The 22,855-nt window shown below is 72.1% G+C and carries 23 protein-coding genes; 13 read left to right on the top strand and 10 right to left on the bottom strand.

Annotated elements, in window-relative coordinates:
- Nucleotides 1–301: 301 nt before the first annotated feature.
- From serB to ACTVAJ_RS29150, 3 genes are all read right to left on the bottom strand, one after another.
- A complete protein-coding gene (gene serB / locus ACTVAJ_RS29160; RefSeq protein ID WP_470391513.1) occupies nt 302–1,513 on the bottom strand; it encodes a phosphoserine phosphatase SerB in 1,212 nt (403 codons plus the stop codon).
- Between the two features lie 86 nt (nt 1,514–1,599).
- Nucleotides 1,600–2,193 (bottom strand): DUF1707 SHOCT-like domain-containing protein, encoded by a 594-nt coding sequence (locus ACTVAJ_RS29155; RefSeq protein WP_470391512.1) that lies wholly within the window; start codon nt 2,191–2,193, stop codon nt 1,600–1,602.
- A gap of 198 nt (nt 2,194–2,391) precedes the next feature.
- Nucleotides 2,392–3,147 carry a hypothetical protein gene (locus ACTVAJ_RS29150; protein ID WP_470391511.1) on the bottom strand — a complete coding sequence of 252 codons (756 nt, stop codon included), beginning with the start codon at nt 3,145–3,147 and terminating at the stop codon, nt 2,392–2,394.
- A 56-nt stretch (nt 3,148–3,203) separates the two neighbouring features.
- Between ACTVAJ_RS29150 and ACTVAJ_RS29145 the strand changes: the two genes are divergently transcribed.
- The 3 genes from ACTVAJ_RS29145 to ACTVAJ_RS29135 all read left to right on the top strand — a co-directional run bounded on the left by ACTVAJ_RS29145 (nt 3,204) and on the right by ACTVAJ_RS29135 (nt 6,120).
- Nucleotides 3,204–3,989 carry an ABC transporter ATP-binding protein gene (locus tag ACTVAJ_RS29145; protein ID WP_470391510.1) on the top strand — a complete coding sequence of 262 codons (786 nt, stop codon included), beginning with the start codon at nt 3,204–3,206 and terminating at the stop codon, nt 3,987–3,989.
- A 261-nt stretch (nt 3,990–4,250) separates the two neighbouring features.
- Nucleotides 4,251–5,174: an SPFH domain-containing protein gene (locus ACTVAJ_RS29140; RefSeq protein ID WP_470391509.1), complete on the top strand. Its 924-nt coding sequence runs from the start codon at nt 4,251–4,253 to the stop codon at nt 5,172–5,174.
- A 187-nt stretch (nt 5,175–5,361) separates the two neighbouring features.
- Nucleotides 5,362–6,120: a sulfite exporter TauE/SafE family protein gene (locus ACTVAJ_RS29135; protein ID WP_470391508.1), complete on the top strand. Its 759-nt coding sequence runs from the start codon at nt 5,362–5,364 to the stop codon at nt 6,118–6,120.
- Between the two features lie 30 nt (nt 6,121–6,150).
- Here the strand turns inward: ACTVAJ_RS29135 and ACTVAJ_RS29130 are convergent, their stop codons facing one another.
- The 3 genes from ACTVAJ_RS29130 to ACTVAJ_RS29120 form a co-directional block, all read right to left on the bottom strand.
- The gene (locus ACTVAJ_RS29130) at nt 6,151–6,774 is read right to left on the bottom strand and encodes an HD domain-containing protein (RefSeq protein ID WP_470391507.1); all 624 of its coding nucleotides are present in this window, start codon (nt 6,772–6,774) and stop codon (nt 6,151–6,153) included.
- Between the two features lie 202 nt (nt 6,775–6,976).
- Complete coding sequence (locus ACTVAJ_RS29125) at nt 6,977–7,852, bottom strand: alpha/beta hydrolase family protein (RefSeq protein WP_470391506.1); 876 nt, start codon at nt 7,850–7,852, stop codon at nt 6,977–6,979.
- On the bottom strand, nt 7,846–8,436 hold the full coding sequence (locus ACTVAJ_RS29120; RefSeq protein ID WP_470391515.1) for a TetR/AcrR family transcriptional regulator: 591 nt from the start codon (nt 8,434–8,436) through the stop codon (nt 7,846–7,848). The genes ACTVAJ_RS29125 and ACTVAJ_RS29120 overlap by 7 nt, the downstream gene beginning before the upstream one ends.
- A 471-nt stretch (nt 8,437–8,907) precedes the next feature.
- Here ACTVAJ_RS29120 and ACTVAJ_RS29115 point away from each other — a divergent pair, with 471 nt between their 5' ends.
- Both ACTVAJ_RS29115 and add read left to right on the top strand, forming a co-directional pair.
- The gene (locus ACTVAJ_RS29115; protein ID WP_470391505.1) at nt 8,908–10,362 is read left to right on the top strand and encodes an aldehyde dehydrogenase (NADP(+)); all 1,455 of its coding nucleotides are present in this window, start codon (nt 8,908–8,910) and stop codon (nt 10,360–10,362) included.
- 119 nt (nt 10,363–10,481) lie between these two features.
- Nucleotides 10,482–11,528, top strand: a complete 1,047-nt coding sequence (gene add / locus ACTVAJ_RS29110) for an adenosine deaminase (protein ID WP_470391504.1) — start codon at nt 10,482–10,484, stop codon at nt 11,526–11,528.
- Nucleotides 11,529–11,560: 32 nt separating this feature from the next.
- Here add and ACTVAJ_RS29105 read toward each other — a convergent pair whose 3' ends face one another.
- On the bottom strand, nt 11,561–12,685 hold the full coding sequence (locus tag ACTVAJ_RS29105; protein WP_470391503.1) for a CapA family protein: 1,125 nt from the start codon (nt 12,683–12,685) through the stop codon (nt 11,561–11,563).
- Between the two features lie 735 nt (nt 12,686–13,420).
- Here ACTVAJ_RS29105 and ACTVAJ_RS29100 point away from each other — a divergent pair.
- The 3 genes from ACTVAJ_RS29100 to ACTVAJ_RS29090 all read left to right on the top strand — a co-directional run bounded on the left by ACTVAJ_RS29100 (nt 13,421) and on the right by ACTVAJ_RS29090 (nt 16,319).
- Nucleotides 13,421–14,506 carry a chaplin family protein gene (locus tag ACTVAJ_RS29100; protein ID WP_470391502.1) on the top strand — a complete coding sequence of 362 codons (1,086 nt, stop codon included), beginning with the start codon at nt 13,421–13,423 and terminating at the stop codon, nt 14,504–14,506.
- Between the two features lie 147 nt (nt 14,507–14,653).
- The gene (locus ACTVAJ_RS29095) at nt 14,654–15,505 is read left to right on the top strand and encodes an SURF1 family cytochrome oxidase biogenesis protein (RefSeq protein ID WP_470391501.1); all 852 of its coding nucleotides are present in this window, start codon (nt 14,654–14,656) and stop codon (nt 15,503–15,505) included.
- Entirely contained in the window at nt 15,489–16,319 is an 831-nt protein-coding gene (locus tag ACTVAJ_RS29090; RefSeq protein ID WP_470391500.1) for a class I SAM-dependent methyltransferase, read from the top strand. Before ACTVAJ_RS29095 ends, ACTVAJ_RS29090 begins: the two co-directional genes overlap by 17 nt.
- On the opposite strand, the gene ACTVAJ_RS29085 is transcribed toward ACTVAJ_RS29090, so the two are convergent.
- Nucleotides 16,306–16,863, bottom strand: coding sequence for an RNA 2'-phosphotransferase (locus ACTVAJ_RS29085; protein ID WP_470391499.1), 558 nt, complete (start codon nt 16,861–16,863; stop codon nt 16,306–16,308). The two genes, ACTVAJ_RS29090 and ACTVAJ_RS29085, sit on opposite strands and share 14 nt — an antisense overlap.
- A gap of 123 nt (nt 16,864–16,986) precedes the next feature.
- Between ACTVAJ_RS29085 and ACTVAJ_RS29080 the strand changes: the two genes are divergently transcribed.
- The 4 genes from ACTVAJ_RS29080 to ACTVAJ_RS29065 all read left to right on the top strand — a co-directional run bounded on the left by ACTVAJ_RS29080 (nt 16,987) and on the right by ACTVAJ_RS29065 (nt 19,877).
- Nucleotides 16,987–17,793 carry a TIGR02452 family protein gene (locus tag ACTVAJ_RS29080; protein WP_470391498.1) on the top strand — a complete coding sequence of 269 codons (807 nt, stop codon included), beginning with the start codon at nt 16,987–16,989 and terminating at the stop codon, nt 17,791–17,793.
- Between the two features lie 71 nt (nt 17,794–17,864).
- Entirely contained in the window at nt 17,865–18,314 is a 450-nt protein-coding gene (locus ACTVAJ_RS29075) for a GNAT family N-acetyltransferase (protein ID WP_470391497.1), read from the top strand.
- 87 nt (nt 18,315–18,401) lie between these two features.
- A complete protein-coding gene (locus ACTVAJ_RS29070; RefSeq protein WP_470391496.1) occupies nt 18,402–18,989 on the top strand; it encodes a DUF7010 family protein in 588 nt (195 codons plus the stop codon).
- Between the two features lie 90 nt (nt 18,990–19,079).
- Nucleotides 19,080–19,877: a VOC family protein gene (locus ACTVAJ_RS29065; RefSeq protein WP_470391495.1), complete on the top strand. Its 798-nt coding sequence runs from the start codon at nt 19,080–19,082 to the stop codon at nt 19,875–19,877.
- A gap of 13 nt (nt 19,878–19,890) precedes the next feature.
- Here the strand turns inward: ACTVAJ_RS29065 and ACTVAJ_RS29060 are convergent, their stop codons facing one another.
- Both ACTVAJ_RS29060 and ACTVAJ_RS29055 read right to left on the bottom strand, forming a co-directional pair.
- Nucleotides 19,891–20,730: an EamA family transporter gene (locus tag ACTVAJ_RS29060; RefSeq protein ID WP_470391494.1), complete on the bottom strand. Its 840-nt coding sequence runs from the start codon at nt 20,728–20,730 to the stop codon at nt 19,891–19,893.
- 94 nt (nt 20,731–20,824) lie between these two features.
- Nucleotides 20,825–21,310 (bottom strand): Lrp/AsnC family transcriptional regulator, encoded by a 486-nt coding sequence (locus tag ACTVAJ_RS29055; RefSeq protein WP_470391493.1) that lies wholly within the window; start codon nt 21,308–21,310, stop codon nt 20,825–20,827.
- A gap of 193 nt (nt 21,311–21,503) precedes the next feature.
- On the opposite strand from ACTVAJ_RS29055, the gene ACTVAJ_RS29050 reads away from it, so the two are divergent.
- Entirely contained in the window at nt 21,504–22,808 is a 1,305-nt protein-coding gene (locus ACTVAJ_RS29050) for an MFS transporter (RefSeq protein ID WP_470391492.1), read from the top strand.
- The last annotated feature ends 47 nt before the right edge of the window (nt 22,809–22,855 follow it).

Raw genomic sequence — 22,855 nt, 5'->3', positions numbered from 1 at the left:
AGGTCGCTGCCACGGTTTTTCTTGGAGGGGGTCGTCCTTGTGGGGACGGCCCCCTTTTTTGTGCGCGGGTTTGTGCGGTTGTGAATGGGGGGTGTCCGGGTGGGCACCCCCCATTTTTGCGTTCGGGCATGACCGTGTGGGCGGGGGTGGGGTCCCCCCGTTTTCCAGGAAACCGCAGGAACGGGGTCGGGTGCCACCCCTGATGGCGGGCCTGTGGACGCACCGGGCCCGCGAGGGGGCTCCCCCCCGCGGGCCCGTCTGCCGTCGGGCCCGGCGAACCACACCGCGGGGGTGCGCCGGGTCAGGCGTGAAGGTCGGCGGCCTCGATCTCCTCACGGGTGATGCCCAGGATGAAGGCGATCGCGTCCAGGTAGGGGACGGTCACCGACGTGTCCGCCTGCTCGCGGACGACGGGCTTGGCGTTGAACGCCACACCCAGTCCGGCGGTCTGGAGCATGTCCAGGTCGTTGGCACCGTCGCCGATGGCGACCGTCTGGGTGAGGGGCACCCCGGCCTCGTCGGCGAACCGCTGGAGGGTCGTCGCCTTGCCCTTGCGGTCGATGATCGGACCCACCAGTTCACCGGTGAGCCGCCCGTCCACGACCTCCAGGGTGTTGGCCGCCGAGTAGTCGAGGTCCAGGAGCTCTACCAGGGAGTCGGTGATCTGGGTGAACCCGCCGCTGACGATGCCGCACTCGTAGCCCAGGCGCTTCAACGTACGCACCAGGGTCCGGGCGCCCGGCGTCAGGACGATCTCCTCGCGCACGCGGTCGATCGCCGAGGCGTCCAGTCCGCGCAGCAGTGCCACCCGGGCGCGGAGGGACTCCTCGAAGTCCAGCTCCCCGCGCATCGCCTGTTCGGTGACCTTGGCGATCTCCTCCTCACAGCCCGCGTGGGCGGCCAGGAGCTCGATCACCTCGCCCTGGATCAGGGTCGAGTCCACGTCCATGATGATGAGGTGCTTGCCCCGGCGGTGCAGCCCGCTCGACTGCACGGCGACGTCCACGGCCTGGGTGCTCGCCTCCATCGCCAGCTCGGCGCGGAGCTGGTCGGCGCTGCCTCCGGAGATGTCCATCTCGACGGAGGTCACGGGGTAGCTGGAGAGCCGCTCGATGCGGTCGATGTTGGCTCCCGCCCGGGCGACGCAGGACGTGATCGCGGCCAGGGCCCCGGGGCGGAGCGGATCCGCCAGGACGGTGACGTGGAGGCGGTTGGGGTCGTAGGCGTTGACCCGTCCGTTGCCGTCCCCGTACTCGGTCTCCATGTCGAGGTCGATCGCGGTCTTGTCCAGCGCGCCGCGGACCTCCTCGAAGACCCGGTGCCGGGTCACACCGGGAGCGACGCGTTCGTCCACCTCCAGGATCACGCCCAGGACCAGGCGACCGCCGAGGACGACCTGTTCGAGGTCGACGATGGCCACCGGGAAGACGGAGAGGGTACTGAGCAGACGCGCGCTGATGCCCGGACGGTCGCGTCCGGTCACCGTGACCGACAACGTGGTTTCATCATTCATGACGTCATCCACGGTACTCCGCCCTACCCCGACCGCGATCGGCAGGTCAGCCTCTTTTCGCAGGTCGTTCACTATATGGACAGCTGTCAGTGCTTCGGCTTCTTCGCCTTGACGTCGATTCCGCCCAGCATGCAGGTGCCGGTGAGCCGCACGACCGGGGCGTTCGGCTCCGTGACCTGGTCAGTACCGTGCACGTCGGTACCGCCCAGGATCGCGGACGTGTTGTTGATCACCCTGACCCCGTGCGGCACGGTGATGTCGACTCCGCCCATGATGACGGCCAGCTGGATCGTCACCTCGTTCTGGCTCAGGACGGCCTCGCGCAGGTCCAGCTCCACCCCTCCGCACAGCACGGACACGTTGGTGCGCGGCTCCACCAGCCAGCGGCCCTTGCGCTCACAGCCGCCGAAGACGGCCACCAGGTTCTCCGACCCCTTGCTCCGCTCGGCCAGGTCCCGGGCCTCGGCGCCCAGGGACGGGGGACGGTACCCCTCCTGCTGGTCCGTCGGGAGGTCCTGGACCAGTGGCGCGAGTTCGCCGACGGTCTTGGCCCGGTAGAGGCCGTCCAACCGCTCCTCGAGCTCCGTCGGGCTCAGTCGGCCTTCGGCCAGGGCCTCCCGGAGCCGGGCGGCGACCTCGTCGCGGTCCGCGTCGGAGGCTCGGATGTGGTCGGGCTGCATGGTCTCCTCGTTCCCTCGTCTCCACCTGTCAACCAGTATTGGGGGCGGGCGGCGGTGCCGGATCAGGTAACGCCCCTGGGAGAACCCGGAGATCGGCCGGCCCGGGCCGGGCACCGTCCCCTCGCGCGGCCACCCGAGGGGGCTGCCGGCGCCCGAACACGGTCCGAAGCGGAGCGGAGGACCAGAGCAAACACAGTCTCAGGTGCGTGGGGGGATCGCCGCGTGCGCGGCCACCTGTGCGCGGCGCACGGCCATGTCGAGCCGCCGGAGCGCCTCGCGCCGGCTCTCCGCCTGGTGGACGGTCAGACCCCGGCCGGAGAGCGGCTCGGCCAGTTCGACGACGTGCGCGAGGCGTTCGGCCTGCGCGGCCAGCCGGTGGGCGCGCGGTGGGTAGCCGTGCGCGAGCGGAGGGGCCTGACGGCTCTCCAGGGCGCTGAGGGCCTCCGCCCCGAACCCGGTGACGTCGTCCACCCCCTCCAGGGTCCGGGTGACCTCCAGCAGGGTCAGTTTGAGCTGTTGCTCGGCCTCGGCCAGACCGGGGACCTGGGGCACGGCGTTGACGGCCCGGAACGGTCTCCACGAAACGCCCACATAGGATGATCCTCGCCGGTCGGGCGTGGGCACCAGGCCCAGCTGTTCGTCGGCGAGCTGCAGCAGGACGCCCTCCCTGGCCTCCACGGCGGCCTGGTTCAGGTCCTTGGGGCCGACCAGCCCCAGCGGATCCCCCCAGGCGGGCAGCGCGAGCCGGAACACCGACAACCCGAGGCCGCCGAGGCGGACCAGCGCGGACCGCAGCGGGACGCCGCTGTCGAACGGCAGGTCGTCGGCGGGTACTGTCCCGATCAGGTGGGGGCCGCCCCGGCGCTCCACGGCGTCGACGGCGTCGTCCAGCCCGACGTGTCCGGACAGCCAGGCGTTGCCCCAGGCGACGAGCGGTGCGGACGTGAGATGCATTGCTACAGGGTAGGTCGGCCGGTGCACTGGTGCGGGACGTGATGTGAGGGAGGACGATGGACGGGCGTGTGGTGGGCCTGAGCGGGGTCACGGTGCGGCGTGGGGGTTCGGCCCTGCTGAGCGGGGTCGACTGGACGGTTCGGGAGGGTGAACGGTGGGTCATCCTCGGGCCGAACGGCGCGGGGAAGACCACGCTGCTCAATGTCGCCTCCAGTCAGCTGTTCCCGACGGAGGGCTCGGTCGAGATCCTCGGCGAGCGGCTCGGCGGTGTCGACGTGTTCGAGCTGCGGCCGCTGATCGGCTACGCGAGCGCCGCGGTGGCGGGGCGGATCGAGGAGGGTACCCCGGTCATCGACCTGGTGCTCAGCGCCGCCTACGGCTATCTGGGCCGGTTCCGGGAGGAGTACGGGATCCCGGACTACGGCCGGGCCCGCGCGCTGCTGGGCCACTGGGGTGTGGGCGACCTCGCCGACCGCGAGTTCCACACGCTGTCCGAGGGCGAGCGCAAGCGCGTCCTCATCGCCCGCGCGCTCATGTCCGACCCGGAGGTGCTGCTGCTCGACGAACCCGCCGCCGGGCTGGACCTGGGCGGCCGTGAGGACCTGCTGCGGCGGCTGGGCGTGCTCGCCCGCAACGAGGCGGCGCCGACACTCGTCGTGGTCTCACACCACGTCGAGGAGATCCCGGTGGGCTTCACGCACGGTCTGCTGCTGAGGGAGGGCGGTGTGGTCGCCGCGGGTCCGTTGGACGAGGTGATGACGGCGGACACGCTCACGGAGGCCTTCGGCCTGCCGCTGAAGGTGGAGCGTGACGGCGACCGCTGGAGCGCCCGCGCTCTCTGACCATTTGGGATTGAGTTAATCGGAGCAATCTATTGACCACAATTCCTGTGTCTGTCCGGATATGGTCGCCTCTGAGGCATATGGGGTAGCGTCATCGAACGGTGAACGGATCGCTCCATTTCGGCGCGCTTTATGATCATCGGGTGGGCGGGACCGCCGATACGCGGTCCGCGCCCGCTCCCCTGACCCCGTTGGGAAATTCGGAGCCGCCCTGATGCCGCTGCTGAACGCCGCCCCCCGCTTCGAGACGGGGGTCGCCCCATGACCATGATCATCATCGTCGCGCTCTTCGTCGCCGTTCTGCTGATCATCTTCTGGCGGAGCGTGCGTATCGTTCCGCACTCGATGGAGGACGTCGTCGAGCGGTTCGGTAAGTTCCACCGGACGCTGAACTCGGGTTTCAACGTCGTCATCCCGGGCGTGGACCAGGTACGGGAACGGATCGACCGACGGGTACAGGTGGTCAGCTTCCCACCGCAGTCGGCGATCACCGAGGACAACCTCGCGGTGGAGGTCGACTCCGCGGTCTACATCCGCGTCGTCGACGCCTACCGGGCCACCTACGAGGTCGCCAACTTCATCCAGGCGGTCGAGCAGCTCACCCTGGCCACGCTGCGCAACGTCATCGGCGGCATGAACCTGGAGGCCACGCTCACCTCCCGCGACGAGATCAACCGCGAACTGAAGACGGTCCTCGACGAGGCCACCTCCGACTGGGGCATCGAGATCAGCCGGATCGAGCTCAAGGGCATCGAGCCGCCCTCCTCCGTGCAGGAGGCGATGGAGATGCAGATGCGCGCCGACCGGGAGAAGCGCGCCCAGTTGCTCAGCGCCGAGGGTGAGAAGCAGTCGGCCGTGCTGCGCGCCGAGGGTGAGCGCTCCGCGGCGGTGCTCCGGGCCAAGGGCGCCGCGGAGGCGCAGATGCTCACCGCCAAGGCCGACGCCGACGCACAGACGCTCCGGGCGCGCGGTGAGGCCGACGCGATCCACATCGTGTTCAAGTCCCTGCACGCCAGCAGAGTGGACCAGGACGTGCTGGCCTACCACTACCTCCAGAAGCTCCCGGAGATCGCGCGCGGCGACGCGAACAAGGTGTGGATCGTCCCGTCCGAGATGGGCAGGGCGCTCCAGGGCGTCGGTGACGCCTTCGAACGGCTGCGCGACGAGGTCGTCGGGGTCTCCTGAGCCCCGGGCCCGCTTCGGGCGCCACCGAGGGGTCCCCGACCCCCGGGGCGCCCGAACACGGGCCGGGGCCAGGCGGAGGCCAGTGCCGTCCCCCACCCCGACCCCATGGTCCGATGACCGGTTCTCATAGTCTGTGGGGAATCTTCTCCGGACGTCCGGGGATCGGAACGGACCTGGAGTGTCGGGGATGGAACTGTGGGAGGCCGCGGCCGTCCTCCTTGCCGGAGTCGCGGCCGGGGGGATCAACATCATCGCCGGGTCGGGCACCCTGTTCACCTTCCCCGTGCTCCTGGCGCTCGGCTACCCCCCGGTGACCGCGACCGTCTCCAACACGATCGGACTGGCCCCGGGTTCGCTCAGCGGCACCATCGGCTACCGGCACGAGCTGAGGGGGCAGCGCACCCGGATGCTGCGCCTGGGCGGCGCGGCCTTCGTCGGCGCGCTCACCGGGGCCATGCTCCTGGTCTACCTGCCGCCGGGGGTGTTCGAGACCGTCGTGCCGTTCATGATCGGCACGGCGTGCGTCCTCATCCTCTTCCAGCCCCGGATCTCCGCGTGGGCCCGGTCGCGCAGACCCGCGCACCCGAACGGCGGACCGCTGCTCCCGGCGGGCTGCTACGCGACCGGCGCCTACGGCGGCTACTTCGCGGCGGCGCAGGGGATCATCCTGTTGAGCATCCTGGGCACGGCTCTGGACGACGACCTCCAGCGCATCAACGCCCTCAAGAACGTCCTCACGACCATCGCCAACAGCACGGCGGCGGTGTTCTACATCGTCTTCGCCGCGCCCTCGTGGCCCGTGGTGGCGCTGATCGCGGCCGGCACGGTCATCGGCGGGCACCTGGGCGCGCGCTACGGGCGCCGGCTCAGCCCGGCGGCCCTGCGGGTGTGCGTGGTGGTCGTGGGCCTGGTCGCCGCCCTCCAGCTCGTCATGGGGCGGATCTGAGTTCCGGGCCCCTTCCGCCCCGGGCCCTGCTCAGCCCTTGAAGTACCCGCGGCGGGTGGCGTCCTCCACCAGCGCGGCGGCGTAGGCGCCCAGGGCCTCGGAGCCCTCGGCGATCAGCTTGACCTTCTCCATGACCTGGGCGCGGGTGATCCCGAAGCGCAGCCAGGTACCGCCCTCGTTGTGCCAGTTGGCCAGCATGGGCGCCAGCCGGTCGACGGCCCGGGCGAAGCGGGCCTCGGGGGTGCGCCGGGCCTCGAACTCGTTCCACAGGTCGCGTGCCCGTTCGGCCTGGTCCTCGGGCAGCAGGGGGAAGATGCGGTCGGCGGCGGCGCGTTCGCGTTCGGCCTGGGTCTCGGCGTTGACCCGGTCGAAGATGTAGGTGTCCCCGGCGTCGATCTCGACGATGTCGTGCAGGACGAGCATCTCGGTGACCCGGTCGATGTCGGTGCCCCGGGGGGCGTACTCGGCGAAGGTGCGCGCGGCCAGGGCCAGGTGCCAGGAGTGCTCCGCCGCGTTCTCCCGGCGGGAGCCGTCGACCAGCAGGTTCTGCCGCAGGACGCGCTTGAGCTTGTCGACCTCCAGGAGGAAACGCAGCTGCGCGTTCATCCGCTCGTTGTCGACCCCGCTGGCAAAGACCGGTGCCGGTTCCGTCACGTGGTTCGCCCTCCTGATGGATGAGTCGAAACGGTCAGGTGGACCGCTCGCGCGGTCGCCACTGGATGATCCCATGGAACGCGTACCAGCTGTCGCGGCGGCGTCCGCCGAACGGCCGCGGGGAGAGGGCGGGTGGTGCACACGGTGAACGGCCGGTGCCGGTGCGCGGTGCCGGGCGTCCGGAACGCCGGCGGAGCGGCGGCTAGGCCTCCGCGGCTGCCCGGACCTGCACGGAAGAGGTCAGGTGCCGGTGCAGCCACTCGGTGAGGGCGCGGTCGGTGAGGACACCCGCCGGGGTGAGCGGTCCGGGTTCGAGACCGGGCTCGGGACCGATCGTGTGGGCCAGGTCGGGGACGACGATGTGACGCAGGGCATGTTCCGGAGCCCGGGCGCGGAGGGCGTCGTGCAGGGCCCGGCCGTCGTCGGGGGAGACCACGTCGTCCCGGCCGCCGTTGACGATGAGCAGCGGTGCGCGCCCGCGCCCGACGTCCGCGGCGCGGGCGGTGAGATCCAGCCAGTCACGGGTCTGGTGTGCCTGGTCGGTCCACGCGTAGGGGGAGCCGGTGCGACGCTCGCGGGCCGCGAGGACCAGGGCGGGGTCGACGACGGGGTTGATGACGGCGGCCGCGCCGACCGCCAGGCGGCTCTCGGCGAGCGCGAGCAGCACGGCGGAGGCGCCGGCCCCGACGCCGACCAGGCCGACGGGGTCCTCGGTGACGGGGAGAAGGTCGCGCAGGGCGTCGGTGACGCGGTGCAGTTCGGCGGCGGCCTCCTCGACCACCGGGCCGAACAGTTCGACCAGGTAGTCGCGTTCACCGCGCTGGTTGATCTCGGCGACGCCGCCCTCCGGCAGCCGGGCCCCGAACAGGGGCAGTCCCAGGTACACGCGCCACGCGGGGAGCGGTGCCATGGGCACGGCGCCGGCCAGGGCGGCCTCGCCCCGGGGCGGTTCGAAGGCGTGCAGGGCGAGGACGAGGGGCGCCGGGGTGTCACTGGCGGCGGGAGGAAGGGCCAGGTAGGGGACACCGGCGGCCGTTCCGGTGATCGGGCGGGTGAGGGTGCTGGCGTCGGCTACCACGGGTGGCCGCCTCCGTTGCGCTGGGAGAAGTCGGACAGGTAGCTGCTGACCAGGCGCTTGGCCTCGCGGATGAGGTCGGGGTCGCCCTCCGGGTCGTGGCGGAAGGCGAGCTTGAGCACCGAGTCGGCGGCTTCGACGGCCACGTGGATGGCGCGGTCGAGGTCGTCGGTGTCGGAGATGCCGGTGACGGAGACGATGATGCCGCGCAGGCGGACCGAGATGACCTGGTTGTTGTCGATACCGCCGTTGAGGAGCCTGCGGTCGACGATGTCGCCGAAGTGGAGGCTGCGGAAGCCGGGGATCGTGCGGTGCATGTCGATGTACTCGTCGATGACGGTGTCGACGGCCACGGTCCAGTGGGAGAAGGAGGCGTCGGCCAGGCGTTCGGTGACGCGTGCGCCGAACTGGTCGAGGAAGCGCAGGCCGAGTGCCTGGGTGATGGCCTTCTTGTCGGGGAAGAACTGGTAGACCGAACCGATGGCGACGCCGGCGCGTTCGGCGATGCGGGTGGTGGAGAGGTTGTCGTAGCCGATCTCGTCGAGGAGTTCCGCGCAGCAGTCGAGCATGCGCTGCACTCTGAGCATGCTGCGCTGCTGTGCGGGGAGCCTGCGGAGCGGAGCCTGGGCGAAGGCGAGGTCCTCTGCGGCGAGGCTGACCGGCCCACCGCCCTCGCGCGACACGTGGGACCCGTTCGCGCCGCCAGGGGACCGCCTCGGCCGCTGGGACGTTGAGCTTCGGGGATTTGTCGTCACGCCACCTATGATGCCTTTCCGGAATCACCTGGTTCCGTGGAAATTCCAGTTTCGTTCCGGAGATCGTTGCGGAAGTGCCCGCGGTCTCCGTGCTACGGGTGTTGTTCGAGGTCACGAAGGTGGTTCCGTCGAATGTGACGGATGTCCCCTTCGTTGGTTGTTGTGTGGATTGTCGTCGTCACTGTTCGTGTGGGGCGGACGTTACCCGGAGGGGACGACACTTTACCGCCGGGCCCGTGGCAGTGTGGGAACGTTCCCAAGGACGCGTACACCCCCTACGTACCCCCTGCTGGAGGTTGAGGCATGACCACCGACGCTCCCGACACCACGCCCCACGAACTCGACGCGGTCATGGAACGGTCGGCCGCCGCGGCCCCGCGTCTGGCCGCGATGGCACCGGCCGACCGGGCCCGGCTGCTCCGGGCCGTCGCCGACGCGCTGGACGCCGCCGCCGACGAGCTCGTGCCCCTCGCCGTGGCCGAGGCCCACTACCCCGAGGCGCGCTGCCGCGGTGAGATCGGCCGCACCACCTTCCAACTGCGGCTGTTCGCCGACGTCGTGTCCGAGGGCACCCACCTGGAGGCGGGGATCGACGAGGCCGACCCGGAGTGGGGCACGCCCCGGCCGGACCTGCGGCGCCTCCTCGTTCCGCTCGGCCCGGTCGTGGTGTTCGGTGCGAGCAACTTCCCCTTCGCCTTCGCCACCGCGGGCGGCGACACCGCCTCCGCGCTGGCGGCCGGGTGCCCCGTCGTGGTCAAGGGCCACCCCGGACACCCGCGGCTGGCGCGGCGCACCGCCGAGCTGGTCACCGCGGCGCTCAGTGCGGCCGGTGCTCCCGAGGGAACGTTCGCACTGGTCACCGGGGTCGAGACCGGTAAGCGCGCGGTCACCCATCCGCGCACCCGTGCCGTGGGTTTCACCGGTTCCATCCCCGGCGGGCGCGCGCTCTACGATCTCGCGGTCTCCCGTCCGGACCCGATCCCCTTCTACGGGGAGCTGGGCAGCCTCAACCCCGTGTTCGTCACACGCGCCGCGATGGCGGCGCGGGGCAAGGAGATCCTCGCCGGCTACGCGGAGTCGGCCACCCTGGGCTCCGGGCAGTTCTGCACCAAGCCCGGGGTCGTGTTCGTTCCCGGGGACGCCCCGCTGGACGCCCTGGTCGAGGACTTCTCCGAGCGGGCCGCGGCACCGCTGCTCAACGAACGGGTGGCCGAGGGCTTCAGCCGGGTCCTGGGCGACCTGTCCGACCACCCGGCCACCGAGGTCCTGGTGAGGGGGGACGCGACCGGTGACGGGTGGTCCCCCTCGCTGCTCCGGACCGACCTGGACACCCTGCTGGGGCACGCCGACGAGCTCCTGCGGGAGTGCTTCGGCCCCGCCACCCTCGTGGTCACCTACACCGACGAGGACCGGCTCCCGGAGCTGGCGGGTGTGCTGCACGGCCAGCTCACGGTCACCGTGCACGGAGAGGAGGACGACGCCGTCGCGCCCGCGCTCCTGGCCGTGGGAGCCGCGCTGGCCGGGCGTGTGGTGTGGAACGGGTGGCCCACGGGCGTGGCCGTCACGCACACCATGACCCACGGCGGGCCCTACCCGGCGACCACGGCACCGGGGCACACGTCGGTGGGCAGCACGGCGATCCGCCGGTTCCTGCGGCCGGTGACCTACCAGTCCGTTCCCCAGCCGCTGCTGCCGCCGGAGCTGCGCGACGACAACCCGCTGGGGGTGCCGCGCCGGGTGAACGGCGTCCCGGAGTAGTTGGGGCTGCGCCGGGGCGCGCGGGCCCCGAACAGGCGCCGGGTGGCTTCTGACGGCCCCGTGTGAGCTTCCACCGCCGGGGTTGGGAACGGGGTGTGCGCGCGCGTAGTCTCGCGCCCATGGAGACCAACCCGACCCCGGCCGCCGTCGACGCGCTCATCAGGGACCTGCCCAAGGTGGAGCTCCACGTCCACCTGGAGGGCTCGATGCCCGCGGACACCCTGTTCACCCTGGCCCGGAAGCACGGGCTGACGAAGGTGCCCGACGACCCGGAGTCCCTCCGCGAGTGGTACGCCTTCACCGACTTCCCGCACTTCGTCGAGGTGTACCTGGAGTCCGTGGGCGCCCTGCGCGAGGAGGAGGACTTCGCCCTCCTGGCGTCCGTGGTGGCCGAGGGGCTGGCCGGGCACAACGTGCGGTACGCGGAGCTGCACGTGAGCCTGTACGGACACCTGATGCGCGGAGTCCCCGCCCGGGTGGTCTTCGACGGGATCGAACACGCCAGGGTGGCGGCCGAGCGCGACCACGGCATCCAGCTCCGGTGGATCCCGGACTTCCCGGCCGACTTCGGGCTGGAGAGCGCGGAGCGGACGGTCGAGGCCGTGCTGGGGGAGGCGCCGCACAGCGTGGTCGGTTTCGGGGTCGGCGGGGTGGAGACCCCGTTGGAGCAGTACGCGCAGGTCTTCGGCCGGGCGCGTGCCGCGGGCCTGGCGAGCCTGCCGCACGCCGGTGAGCACGGCGGCCCCGAACGGGTACGTGAGGCGCTGGACGTGCTGCGGGCGGAGCGGATCGGCCACGGTATCGACTCGATGCGGGACCCGGACCTGGTCGCCCGCCTGGTCGACGAGCAGGTGCCGGTGGACGTCAGCCCCACCTCCAACGTGTGCACGCGCGCCGTGGGGGAGATCGGGGAGCACCCGCTGCCGCGCATGCTGGACGCCGGGCTGCTGGTGACGCTCAACACCGACGACCCCACGATGTTCGGCACCGACCTGACCCGCGAGTACCGTACCGCCCACGCGCTCGGCCTGTCCCCGGCCGACCTGGTGCGGTTGGCCGCGAACGGGGTGCGCGCCTCCTACCTGGGCGCGGCGCGCCGCCACGCGCTCCTGTCGGAGATCGCGGCCGTCGCCGGGCGCCACGGTGTCGAGGCGCCCGGCGTGTAGGCGGTGCGCGTTCCGGGCCCGGCGCGCCCGTACTAGGCGGGCGAGTCGGTCAGGGGCAGTCCGCACTGGTTGCGCATGTCCACCCAGGTCTGGCGGGGCTGGTCGGCGGCCGTTCCCTCGTAGGGGACGGGGACGCCGCCCTGGATCCGGGCGGGCGCCCAGTCGGACCCGGTGACGCGCCCGTCGTCGAACGTGAGGGTGAGGACGCCGCTCTCGGCGGTGGGCCCGTCGAAGTTGTAGAAGACGAAGTTGCCCAGCCCGTAGTGGACGTAGGAGTCGCCGGTGAAGCCGCCCGGCGACAGGACGTGGGCGTGGCCGCCGACGACGGCGTCGGCGCCCACGTCGATCAGCTCCTGGGCCAGGGTGGGGGCGTGCCCGATCGGGCAGTGGGAGCCCTCCAGGCCCCAGTGCAGGAACACGACGACGTTGTCGACCTCGGCGGCGGCCTCGGACACGGCGACCAGCATCCGCTGGCGGGCCTCGCCCTTGACGGAGGCCAGGCCGGGCTTGCCCTCGCCCGCGGTCCAGGCGCCGATGAGGTGGTCGTCGAGGACGTCGGTGGCGCCGAACAGGGCGACCGTCTGCCCGTTCACCTCGGCGATGTGGGGGGTGTACGCCTCGTCGGCGTCGTTGCCCGCGCCGACCAGGGCGACGGGTGAGGCCTCGCCGTTGGCGAGGGTGTCGGCCAGCCCGGCCTCCCCGTAGTCCATGCCGTGGTTGTTGGCGACGGAGGCCACGTCCACCCCCGCGGCGTCCAGGGCCTCCAGGGCCGTGGCGGGGGCGCGGAAGACGTACCGCTTGTTCGGCGCGGGGGTGCCGCCCTCGGTGACGGCGGTCTCCAGGTTGACCATGGCCAGGTCGGCGGCGGAGAGCTGGCTCGCGACCGGGCCCATGGCGGTCGCCGGGTCGTTCAGCCGGGGTTCGAGGATGCCCTCGAACATGACGTCGCCGCCGAAGGCGATGGTGAAGGGCTCGGCGTCCTCGGGTGAGGGGCTGGGCGAGGCGGTGGATCCCTGGAGGGCGGCGTCACCGGCGTCACCGGTGTCCTCGGTCGGGGTCCCGGGGGAACAGGCGGTCACGAGGAGCACGCCCGCGAGCAGGAGGGAGCCGCCGCTCGTCAGGTGGCGGGGACGCGGATGCGGGGGACGGGAGGACATCGGTGGCTCCTGGAGGTGGGGGCGTCGGGGTCCGCAGTAAAGGACGCGTGTCCCATGTGTCTGGTTTGCCTGGCGTGCGGTCGGTCGGCGCCCCCGGCCGTCGGTGTGCCGGCGTCCCCGCTCGCCGTGGGGCGGGCCGGAGGGGTGGGGTGCGACCTCGCGGGGCGTGTCGGGGCGGGTGCTCCTTCCCAGGTGAGGTTATCTCATTTCCGGCTTTCAGTGTGAATTGGACATATTGCTACTGCGTGTTCGACTCGGGTGGTCCAACCCTTGTTCTGGTGTGATTACGGGCACTAACCGACGAAGTGGATTAGTGGACATGTGTCGGGATGGGTGAAATTTTCTTCCCCCTGATTGCAACTGTGAGCGCTTGTACATGTGCGAAGAGTAATCAATGATCAGTCCTTGAACAGGGATTACTTCGCTGTGTCGCATTGTTTTTACATAGAGTTCCGACGGTGCCGATAAACATTTCCGAAAAACGCCTGCGCGTACCCGGAGGCTTGCTAACGTTTCGGTCCGTCGCTGGTTGCCCCAGGGGAGAACCCCAAGGAGCCGCGACCTCCGCACGTACGCGGGCCGCCCCGCCTCATTCACCTCACCGGTGACGGGCCCGCCTTCGCCGTGGCGGTGGAACCACTCCGTGGTCGACACGGACCCGGTTCCGCCCGCGGCGTCTCGCGCCCCTTCGGCGCGACCGCCTGGCTGTCTTCCGTGAAAGGTCCCAGCAGCACGATGCGCAACACACTCCGCTACCCCTTCGCTACCGTCCTCACCGCCGGACTCGTGGTGGCCCCCCTGACCGCGGCCCTCGCCGACACCGCCACGGACGGCTCCGGCAGCGTCGCCGGCGGCAACCAGGTCGTCGTCCCCGTCGACGTCCAGGCCGACCTGTGCGGCAACGCGCTCGCGGTGCTGGGCATCTCCAGCGCCGAGTGCGACCAGGTGTCCGAGGTGCTGTACGAGGCCAGCGGGCAGGGTGCCACGACCGACGGCTCCGGCAGCGTGGCGGGCGGCAACCAGATCATCGTCCCGGTGGACGCCGCCGTGGACGCCTGCGGCAACGCGGTCGCCGTCGGCGGTGTCTCCCAGGCCGACTGCGTCGAGGTGGTCGAGGCCCTGGAGGAGGAGTCCGGGGCCGAGCCCGCCTCCACCGCCTCCACGAACGGCTCCGGCGGTGTGGCCAGCGGCAACCAGATCATCGTCCCGGTGGACGTCGCGCTCAACGTCTGCGGCAACTCGGTGGCGATCCTGGGCGCCTCCAGCGCCGAGTGCACCACCATCATCAACGTCATCCAGGCCTCCCCCGAGAACGAGGGCGGACCCACCACCGACGGCTCCGGCGGTGTGGCCAGCGGCAACCAGATCATCGTCCCGGTGGACGCGGCCGTCGAGATCTGCGGCAACGCGGTGTCCGTGCTCGGCCTCGCCGAGGCCGCCTGCATGGAGCAGATCTCCGACGACGACGATGACGACGGCGGTGACGGCGGCGACGATGGCGACGGGGATGACGGTGACGACACCGACGGCGGCGACGACTCCGACGGCGGGGATGACGGTGACGGCGGTGACGGCGGCGACGACTCCGACGGCGGGGACGACGGCCGTGACGACCAGGACGACTCCGACGGCGACGACTCCTCCTCCACCACCGACGACGACCGGTCACCGCAGGCCGACGAGCAGCTCGCGGTGACCGGTACCGCCCTGGGCGGCCTGGTCGCGGCCGGCCTGGCGGCGATCGGGGCCGGTGGCGCCGGCCTGTACTTCGCGCGCAGGCGCCGCGCGGCGGCGGGCGCCGGGGACGAGGTCCAGGACTAGGACGGCGCGGTCCGAAGCCGGGCCGAGGCCCGGATCGGACACAGCACGGGCGGGGCTCCGGTGTTCGGGGCCCCGCCCCCGCGTGTGCGAGGTGCCCCGGGCGGGGGCGGTGCGGGGCGGCCGGGGACGTCTCATAACCTCGAAGACGTGCTCAGAGTCCTGTTCTCCTCACGCATGCTGGCGTTCCACGCGCTGGTCCTGCTCATCGTGCCCAGCTTCGTGTGGCTGGGCTTTTGGCAGCTGGACCGTTGGGAGCAGCGCAGCGCCGCGGCCGACCTGCAACAGGGGAACCTGGCCGCCGAACCGGTGCCCGTCTCCGACCTCACCGCGGTCGGCGGGACCGTGGACCGGGACGACCGGTGGCGTGCCGTCGAGGCCACCGGGACCTGGGACACCGGGCACCAGCTCCTGCTGCGCAACCGGGACGGTTCGCGCGGTGTCGGTTTCCACGTGCTCACGCCGCTGGTGACCGCGGACGGGACCGCGCTCCTGGTCAACCGGGGCTGGATCCCGCCCGGTGCGACCGCCCGGGACACTCCGGAGGTGCCTCCCGTGCCCGAGGGCGAGGTCGAGGTCCGGGGCCGCCTCCAGTTCTCCGAGACCGAGGAGAACACCGGGGTGCGCGACCTCGGCGGCCTGCCCGAGGGGCAGATCATGATCGTCGACGTCGACGCGCTCGCCGAGGAGCTGCCCTACCCCCTCTACGGCGGGTACGTGGAGCTCACCGGTCAGGACCCCGCCCCCGAACCGGCCCCCGAACGCGTCGCCGTGCACGAGCTGGGGTCGGGGATGAGCCTGTCCTATGCGGTGCAGTGGTGGGTGTTCACGCTCATCGCGCTCGGTGGATGGGTGTTCCTCGTCCGCCGCGAGGTGCGGGACGCTCGGGAGGCGGAGTCGGCCCCGGAGGCGGACGGCGACGGCGGACCGGGCGGCGCGGACACGGTCGGTGCGGGTGCCGCGCGTGCGGAGGAGGCGGGTGACCGTGCCGGACGAGGCTGACTACCCGGACCCGGGGCAGGTCGAACGGCGCGCGGTCGGTCCGGGGGAGAGCGCCCGTGCGGGCCGACAGTGGTGGGACGCGGCGGCGGACGCCTACCAGGCCGACCACGGCGGATTCCTCGGTGACGCCGAGTTCGTGTGGTGCCCGGAGGGGCTGACCGAGGCGCACGCCGACCTGCTCGACCTGGCGAACACGCGCGGCGGGCGCTTCCTGGAGGTCGGCTGCGGCGCGGGCCAGTGCGCCCGGTGGCTGAGGGCCCAGGGGGTACGGGAGGTCGTCGCGGTCGACCTCGCCGCGCGCCAGCTCCAGCACGCACGCCGGATCGACGCGGCGACCGGGATCGTCGTGCCGACGGCGCAGGCGGACGCCCAGCGGCTGCCGTTCGCGGACGCCTCGTTCGACGTGGTGTTCTCGGCCTTCGGCGCGTTCCCGTTCGTCCCCGCCGCCGTGGACGCGCTCGCCGAGGCGGGCCGGGTGCTGCGGCCGGGCGGACGCCTGGTGTTCTCGGTGACCCACCCGGTGCGGTGGTGCTTCCCGGACGACCCGACCGAGCACGGGTTCACCGTGAACCAGTCCTACTTCGACCGGCGCGCCTACGTGGAGGAGGACGACCGGGGGCGGGCGGTCTACGTCGAACACCACCTGACCATGGGCGACTGGATCCGGGGGATCACCGGGGCCGGACTGGTCCTGCGCGACGTGGTCGAACCGGAGTGGCCGCAGGGGCACGACCGGGTGTGGGGCGGCTGGGGTCCGGTCCGCGGCCGGATGATCCCCGGAACGGCGGTCTTCAGCGCGGTCAGGCCGGGCTGACCGGCTCGCCCAGATACTCCGGCGGGACCGCCGCGACCAGCCAGACGCCGTTGTCGGTGACGTGGAAGACGTGTCCGTCGGCGTGCATACGCCCGGCGGAGACGACCAGCACGACCGGTGCGCCGCGACGGGAGCCGACCTTGCGGGCGGTGGCCTCGTCCGCCGACAGGTGGACGTCGTGGCGCTTCATGGGGCGCAGGCCCTCGGCGGTGATCGCGGGCAGGAAGCGGCCGGTCGTGCCGTGGTAGAGCAGTTCGGGGGGAGCGGTGGGCGCCAGGGCGAGGTCGACCGGGACGGAGTGCCCCTGACGCGCGCGGACGCGTGTGCCGTCGGCACTGAGGGCGAACCGCCGCTTGTCGTTGGTGCGGACGATCTCCGCCAGGTCGGCGTGGGTGAGCGGGAACCCCGCGCGGCGGCAGCCGTCGAGGAGGGCGTCGGTGTCGGCCCAGCCCTCCGCGTCCAGGCGGAGCCCCGCGCGGCCGGGGTCGTGCCGCAGGACCAGGGAGAGGAAGCGGGAGGCTCGGGTGCGGCGCTTGACGTCCATGCGTGGAGCATGCCCGACCGGCGGACACCGCGGCCAGTGGTTTTCCGGCCCCGGGGAAAAGCGGTTGGGCGCGCGCCGCCCCGTCGGTAGGTTCGTTCCCCGTCGAGATCGGAGGGTGGGCACATGTCCCAGAGGTTGCGCTGGGTGTGGCAGGAGACCCGGGCCGCCGTCGAGGAGGAGCGGTACACGGTCGACGGTCGCACCGTCGACCTGTCGGAGGCGCTCGCGGCGATGCGCGCGGGTACGCGGCTCTACTCACCCGAGGAGCTGCGGGACCTGACCGCGCCGGAGGGAACGCGCAGGACCCGGGTCGAGGTCACGGGCGAGAGCACCCTGGAGGCCGTCACGCGGCTGTCCGGGTCCGGTGCGGTCGCGGCCCTGAACTTCGCGTCCGCCCGCAACCCGGGTGGGGGAGTGGCCAACGGGGCCCGTGCCCAGGAGGAGAGCCTGGCCAGATCGAGCGGCCTGTACGCGGCGCTGACGACGTGCCCGGAGTTCTACGGGCACCACCGGAGCGAGCGGAGCCTGCTCTACACGGACCGGGTGATCCACGCGCCGAGCGTCCCGGTGTTCCGGGACGACCGGGGCGGGTGGCTGCCCGAGCCGGTGGTGGCGGCCTTCCTGACGTGTGCCGCCCCGAACCGTCGGATGGTGGAGCGCAACCGGACCGGCGAGGCGGAGCGGATCCCCGGAGTGCTGGTGCGCCGGGCCCGGGGCGTCCTGGCGGTGGCCGCCGACCGGGGAGCGGACGTCCTGGTTCTGGGGGCCTGGGGCTGCGGCGTGTTCGGAAACCGTCCCGCCGAGGTGGCGGGGGCCTTCGCGGAACACCTCGAAGGTGAGTTCGCCGGGGTGTTCGAGCACGTCGTGTTCGCGGTGATGGGCGCCGACGCGGTGCGGTCGCCGTTCCGCGAGGTGTTCGGCCGACCGTGACCCGGCCCGCCGCCCCGGGCGGGGCACTACCATGACCGGTCCGCCCCCCGAGGTGACAGGAGCCCCCTGCCGTGTGTGATGTCAGCATCCGTACCGCCCGCCCCTCCGACCACGCGCGGATCATGGCGGTGTGCGACCACTGGTGGGGGCGGCCGATCGCGGGCGTGCTGCCCCGCCTGTTCCTCGACCACTTCCACACCAGCAGCCTCACGGCCGAGGCCGGGCAGGAGCTGGCGGGCTTCCTCGTGGGGTTCGCGTCGCCGTCCGGGCCGGAGGAGGCCTACGTGCACTTCGTCGGGGTGGCGCCGGGGCATCGCAGGTCGGGGCTGGCGACCCGGCTCTACGAGCGGTTCACGGCGGCCGCCCGAGCCGAGGGGCGGACGGTGGTGCGGGCGGTGACGGCGCCGGTCAACGAGCGCTCGATCGCCTTCCACCAAGCGTTCGGGTTCGAGGTGGCGGGGCCGTTCGCCGACTACGACGGCCCCGGGCAGGACCGGATGGTCTTCGAGCTCCGGCTGTGAAGCGGTTCTTCGCCGGGAATATGCGGTTTCCTCCGAACCGCCCGGACTTCGCGGACGTCCCAGGGGCGGACGAGAGGCGGGTGGGGTATGCGCAAGGACACGGCGGTCGCGGCCGTGGTCGGTGCGGTGGTCGGGGCGGTCTTCGGCCGGGTGTGGTGGAGCTGGGCGGGTGAGGGGGTCCCCGCCTGGCAGTCGGCCCTGGACGGCGTCGGCTGGGTGGTGCTGTCCCTGTTCGTGATCGCGGGTGCGGGCGTCCTGGTGACGTCGCTCCGGTCGCCGGGCCTCGCCTCCCCCGGCGGTCCGCCGCCGCACGTCCGCCGACAGGCGTGGTTCGGGCTGGTGATCCCGGTGGAGATCGCCCTGATCGTGCTCGGCCAGAACCTGCTGGACGGTCGGCTCGGACATCCCGAGTGGGCCCCGGTGTGGACCATGCTCGTGGTCGGCGCGCACTTCCTGCCCTTCGCCTGGATCCTGGGCGTCCGGGCCTTCGGCGTCCTCGCGGGCGTCCTGTGCTCGGTCGCGGTCCTGTCGGCCCTGGCAGCCGCGGCCGCTGGAGGGGGCGCCCTGTGGCTCGTCCTCCCGGGCTTCGGCGGGGCCGCGGTGCTGTGGGTGTTCGCGGGATGGGCGCTGACGCGCGTGGCCCGCGGCCGCTGGGCCGATGCGGGAGTTGTGTGAGTCTTTGCCGCGTCGCGGCCCGTTCCCGGCGAGGGCGGGGGAGAGACTCGGAGGTGGTGCGTTTCGTGGAAACACGCAGAAGGGGTACCCATGATCACCACCGACTTCGTTCCCGGCTCCCCGTGCTGGATCGAGCTGGGGTCGCCGGACATCGAGGCCTCCGTCACCTTCTACCGGAAGGTGTTCGGCTGGACCGCCGGCCCGTCGGCGCCGGAGACGGGCGGGTACCGGATGTTCCGGTCGGACGGGGGGACCCCGGTGGCCGGGCTCGGGCCGTTGGCGCAGGAGGGGCAGCGGCCGGTGTGGACGGTCTACTTCGCCACCGCTGACGTCGACGGGACCGCCCGCGCCGTGGCGAGCCTGGGCGGCACGGTGCACGAGGGTCCGACGGACGTCCTCCCGTACGGCCGGATGGCGTTCTGCTCCGACCCCCAGGGCGGGGGCTTCGGGCTCTGGCAGGCGCGTGACTTCCCGGGGATGGGGGTCACCGACCGGGCCAACAGCCTGTGCTGGGTCGAGCTGTGGACGCCCGACAGCGCGGGCGCCCGGTCCTTCTACACCGCGCTGTTCGGCTGGCGCTACCGGGACTTCGCCCTCCCGGACAGCCCCGAGCCCTACCGGATCATCGCCCCGGCGGGCACCGCCGGGGGGAGGGATTTCGGCGGGATGATGGGCGTGGACCGGACCCGGTTGGCGGAGAGCGGAGGCGACGGGGACTGGCACCCGGTCTTCGCGGTCGCCGACTGCGACGTGGCCGCGGCGGCGGTCACCTCGTCGGGCGGTCAGGTGCTCATGGGGCCCGACGACGTTCCCGGGGTGGGGCGGCTGGCTCTGTGCACCGACCCGTTCCAGACCGGATTCGTGCTGCTCACGCCCTCACCCGAGTGAGTCGGGGCGTGTCTCACAGCGCGAGCAGCAGGACACCGGCCACGACCACGGCTGCGGCGGCGACCCGGACGGGGCCGAACCGCTCGCGGAAGACGAGGGAGCCCAGGACCGCCGCGAAGACGATGCTCGTCTCCCGCAGCGCCGCCACACCGGCGACCGCGCCCGAGAGCTGTGCCCACAGGACCAGACCGTAGGCGCCCGCGCTGATCGCGCCGCCCAGGAGCCCGATCCGCCAGACCGGGCGGAGCTGCTCCAGGAGCGCGCCTCGGCGCGTGACCAGCGCGACCAGGAGGAACACGGGCCCCTGGAGGAGCATGACCCACGTGATGTACCCGACCGGGTCACCGGTCAGGCGGACCCCGTAGGCGTCGACGACGGTGTAGGCGGCGATGCCCAGGCCCGTGGCGAAGGCGGCCAGGAGGGAGGGGACGCGGGAGCGGTCCGGTCGCCCGCCGGCGAACACCAACGTCATCAGCCCCGCCGAGACGACGAGAACCCCGGCGAGGTCGGCCGGGGGCAGCGACTCGCCCATGACCGTGGCGCCGACCAGCGCCACGACCCATGGTGCCGTGCCGCGCGCCAGCGGGTAGACCTGCCCGAACTCGCCCGTCCGGTAGGACAGCATGAGCAGCGTGAGGTAGAGCAGGTGGGCCGCCAGTGACGCCAGCAGGACCGGCCACGCCTCGCGGGGCGGCGGCCCGGTGAGGGCGAGCAGCGGCAGGGTGGCCGCCATCCCGCCGATCCCGAGGAGGGCGAAGCCGACGAGGCGGTCGGTGATCGCGTGGGCGATCGCGTTCCACCCCGCGTGCAGCAGTGCCGCGAGCAGCACCGCGGCCACGACGGGTGCGGTCATGGGGTGTCTCTGGTGGGGGAGTTCTGCACCCCGAAAGGGTATGTGTCGCTCTCTGTCCCGTATGTCCGGGGTGCTCGCCCCGCCCCGTCGCCCGTTACCGCCGCCGGCGCCCCCTCGCCGTGGCGGGGGCGATGCGGTCGTTGCGCAGGTGTTCGTAGACGATCGACGCCCGCACGTCGGCGACCTCGGGCCGCTCGGTCAGCCTGTCGACGACGAACGCGTACAGACTGTCGTTGTCCGGCAGGGCGACGTGGATGAGGAAGTCCTCGTTTCCCGAGGTCACGAACACCGACAGGGTGTCGGGCAGCGAGCGCACCCAGTCGCGGAACGCCTCGATGTTGTGCCGTGAGGGCTTGACGATGCGCACGGTGATGAGCGCCTGGACCGGTCGGCCGATGAGCTCCAGGTCGACGTCCAGCAGTGCGCCGCGAATCACACCCCTCTCCCTGAGCGCGCGGGTCCGGTCCAGCGTCGTGGTCGGCGACGCGCCCACCGCGGCGGCCACGTCCCGGTTGGTGCGTCGTGCGTCCGACTGGAGTTCGGCCAGGATCGCCGTATCAAGTTCGTCAAGATCAGCCATAAGCCCATAGTAGCCGTATTAAGTACGGAAAGTTGTGTATACACCCGCTTTGTGCATAGCATTCCTCTGAAAAGGTCGTATTTGGCTCGCCTCGGGAGGCGGATCCCTCCCGGGCAGGCAACGCCGCCCGCCGGTCGACCCCGCTCTGATGCAGCGCCGCATCACCGCACAACAAGGGACGTCCGTCGCCGTCATGAGCGCTTCCTCCGTCGCGGCCGCCACCGACCGACCGTCGGTCCGGCCGCTCACCGCGGCTCCCACCGGAGCCCTCCGAGGCCGCACCCTGGCCCTACTGGCGATCACCTGCGCCGCACTGAACCTGCGCCTGGTGGTCACCGCCCTGTCACCCCTGCTGACCACGGTCGGGGACGAGCTCGGCTTCGCCGCCGCCGTCATCGGCGTGTTCGGCACCCTGCCGCTGATCGCCTTCGCCGTCTTCGGTCTGGTCACCCCGGCGATCATGCGCCGTCTGGGTCCCGAGCTCACCGCCGTGCTGAGCATGCTGCTCACCGCCCTCGGGCAGGCCCTGCGCGCCTTCGCGCCCGACACCGGCACCCTGCTGGTGCTGACCGCCGTGGCCCTCGCGGGCGCGGCGTTGGGCAATGTCGTGCTGCCGCCCCTGATCAAGCAGTACTTCCCCGACCGTCTGGCGACGCTCAGCACCGTCCAGATGGTCGCCATCCACACCGGTGCCCTCTTCCCGCCGCTGGTCGCCGTCCCCCTCGCCGAGATCGCCGGATGGCGCCTCGCCATCGGGGCGTGGGCCGTGATCGCCCTGGCGGCGGCCGGCCTGTGGCTCCTCCAGTGGCTGCGCCCGGCCCGCGGCCGGACCGCACGGCCGGTACCCGCCCCGACCCGGACCGCCCTGGCCCGCCCCGTCTGGCGCGTGGGTATGGCCTGGCGGGTGGCCCTGCTGTTCGGGATGGTCACCTGGAACGTCTTCACGCTCTTCACGTGGCTGCCGACCCTGCTCGCCGACGCCGGGCACACCGACGCCTTCGCCGGGAGCATGGTGTCGCTGATGGTCGGGGTGAGCCTGCTGTTCGGCCTGGTCGCGCCCATCGTCACCGTGCGTTCGGCCAACACGTTCCCGATCGTCGCGCTCGGGGTGGCCGGGTACGCGATCGGTTACCTGGGCGTCGCGGTGGCCCCCGAGCACCTGACCCCCCTGTGGGCGGTCTTCCTGGGCCTGGGCACCAGCCTGTTCGTGGTGACCATGACCATGATCAACACCCGCAGCACCACCCCGGGCGGGGCGGGCGCGCTCTCCGGTTTCGTCCAGGGGGCGGGCAGCGGGATCGCCCTGGGCGGTCCGCTGCTCTTCGGGCTCGTGGGTGAGCTGACGGGCGGATGGGGCGCGTCGTACCTGTTCGTGGCCGGTGGATCGCTCACGGTCGCCCTGGTCGTGGCCTACGTCGAACGCACCCCGCGCACCATCGAGGCGGCCGCCGAATCCGTGGGTCGCAGTACCGGCGCGGGGCCGTTCGTGCGCGCATAATGGCGGAATGAGATCCGTACCCCCCGATCCGCCCCCCAGACCGGTTC

This window comes from Nocardiopsis sp. KDC1DS13DA1 (assembly GCF_055632325.1).
This window is presented reverse-complemented; position numbering and strand designations above follow the sequence as displayed.

Bases quoted from the DNA above. Each gene is read 5' to 3' on its own strand.
- ACTVAJ_RS29060 (WP_470391494.1), bottom strand. From the start codon at position 20,730: ATGACCGCACCCGTCGTGGCCGCGGTGCTGCTCGCGGCACTGCTGCAC.
- ACTVAJ_RS29120 (WP_470391515.1), bottom strand. From the start codon at position 8,436: ATGCTCAGAGTGCAGCGCATGCTCGACTGCTGCGCGGAACTCCTCGAC.
- ACTVAJ_RS29105 (WP_470391503.1), bottom strand. From the start codon at position 12,685: ATGTCCTCCCGTCCCCCGCATCCGCGTCCCCGCCACCTGACGAGCGGC.
- ACTVAJ_RS29150 (WP_470391511.1), bottom strand. From the start codon at position 3,147: ATGCATCTCACGTCCGCACCGCTCGTCGCCTGGGGCAACGCCTGGCTG.
- ACTVAJ_RS29080 (WP_470391498.1), top strand. From the start codon at position 16,987: ATGTCCCAGAGGTTGCGCTGGGTGTGGCAGGAGACCCGGGCCGCCGTC.
- ACTVAJ_RS29115 (WP_470391505.1), top strand. From the start codon at position 8,908: ATGACCACCGACGCTCCCGACACCACGCCCCACGAACTCGACGCGGTC.
- serB (WP_470391513.1), bottom strand. From the start codon at position 1,513: ATGAATGATGAAACCACGTTGTCGGTCACGGTGACCGGACGCGACCGT.
- ACTVAJ_RS29100 (WP_470391502.1), top strand. From the start codon at position 13,421: ATGCGCAACACACTCCGCTACCCCTTCGCTACCGTCCTCACCGCCGGA.
- ACTVAJ_RS29155 (WP_470391512.1), bottom strand. From the start codon at position 2,193: ATGCAGCCCGACCACATCCGAGCCTCCGACGCGGACCGCGACGAGGTC.
- ACTVAJ_RS29145 (WP_470391510.1), top strand. From the start codon at position 3,204: ATGGACGGGCGTGTGGTGGGCCTGAGCGGGGTCACGGTGCGGCGTGGG.
- add (WP_470391504.1), top strand. From the start codon at position 10,482: ATGGAGACCAACCCGACCCCGGCCGCCGTCGACGCGCTCATCAGGGAC.
- ACTVAJ_RS29055 (WP_470391493.1), bottom strand. From the start codon at position 21,310: ATGGCTGATCTTGACGAACTTGATACGGCGATCCTGGCCGAACTCCAG.
- ACTVAJ_RS29050 (WP_470391492.1), top strand. From the start codon at position 21,504: ATGAGCGCTTCCTCCGTCGCGGCCGCCACCGACCGACCGTCGGTCCGG.
- ACTVAJ_RS29085 (WP_470391499.1), bottom strand. From the start codon at position 16,863: ATGGACGTCAAGCGCCGCACCCGAGCCTCCCGCTTCCTCTCCCTGGTC.
- ACTVAJ_RS29140 (WP_470391509.1), top strand. From the start codon at position 4,251: ATGACCATGATCATCATCGTCGCGCTCTTCGTCGCCGTTCTGCTGATC.
- ACTVAJ_RS29070 (WP_470391496.1), top strand. From the start codon at position 18,402: ATGCGCAAGGACACGGCGGTCGCGGCCGTGGTCGGTGCGGTGGTCGGG.
- ACTVAJ_RS29135 (WP_470391508.1), top strand. From the start codon at position 5,362: ATGGAACTGTGGGAGGCCGCGGCCGTCCTCCTTGCCGGAGTCGCGGCC.
- ACTVAJ_RS29065 (WP_470391495.1), top strand. From the start codon at position 19,080: ATGATCACCACCGACTTCGTTCCCGGCTCCCCGTGCTGGATCGAGCTG.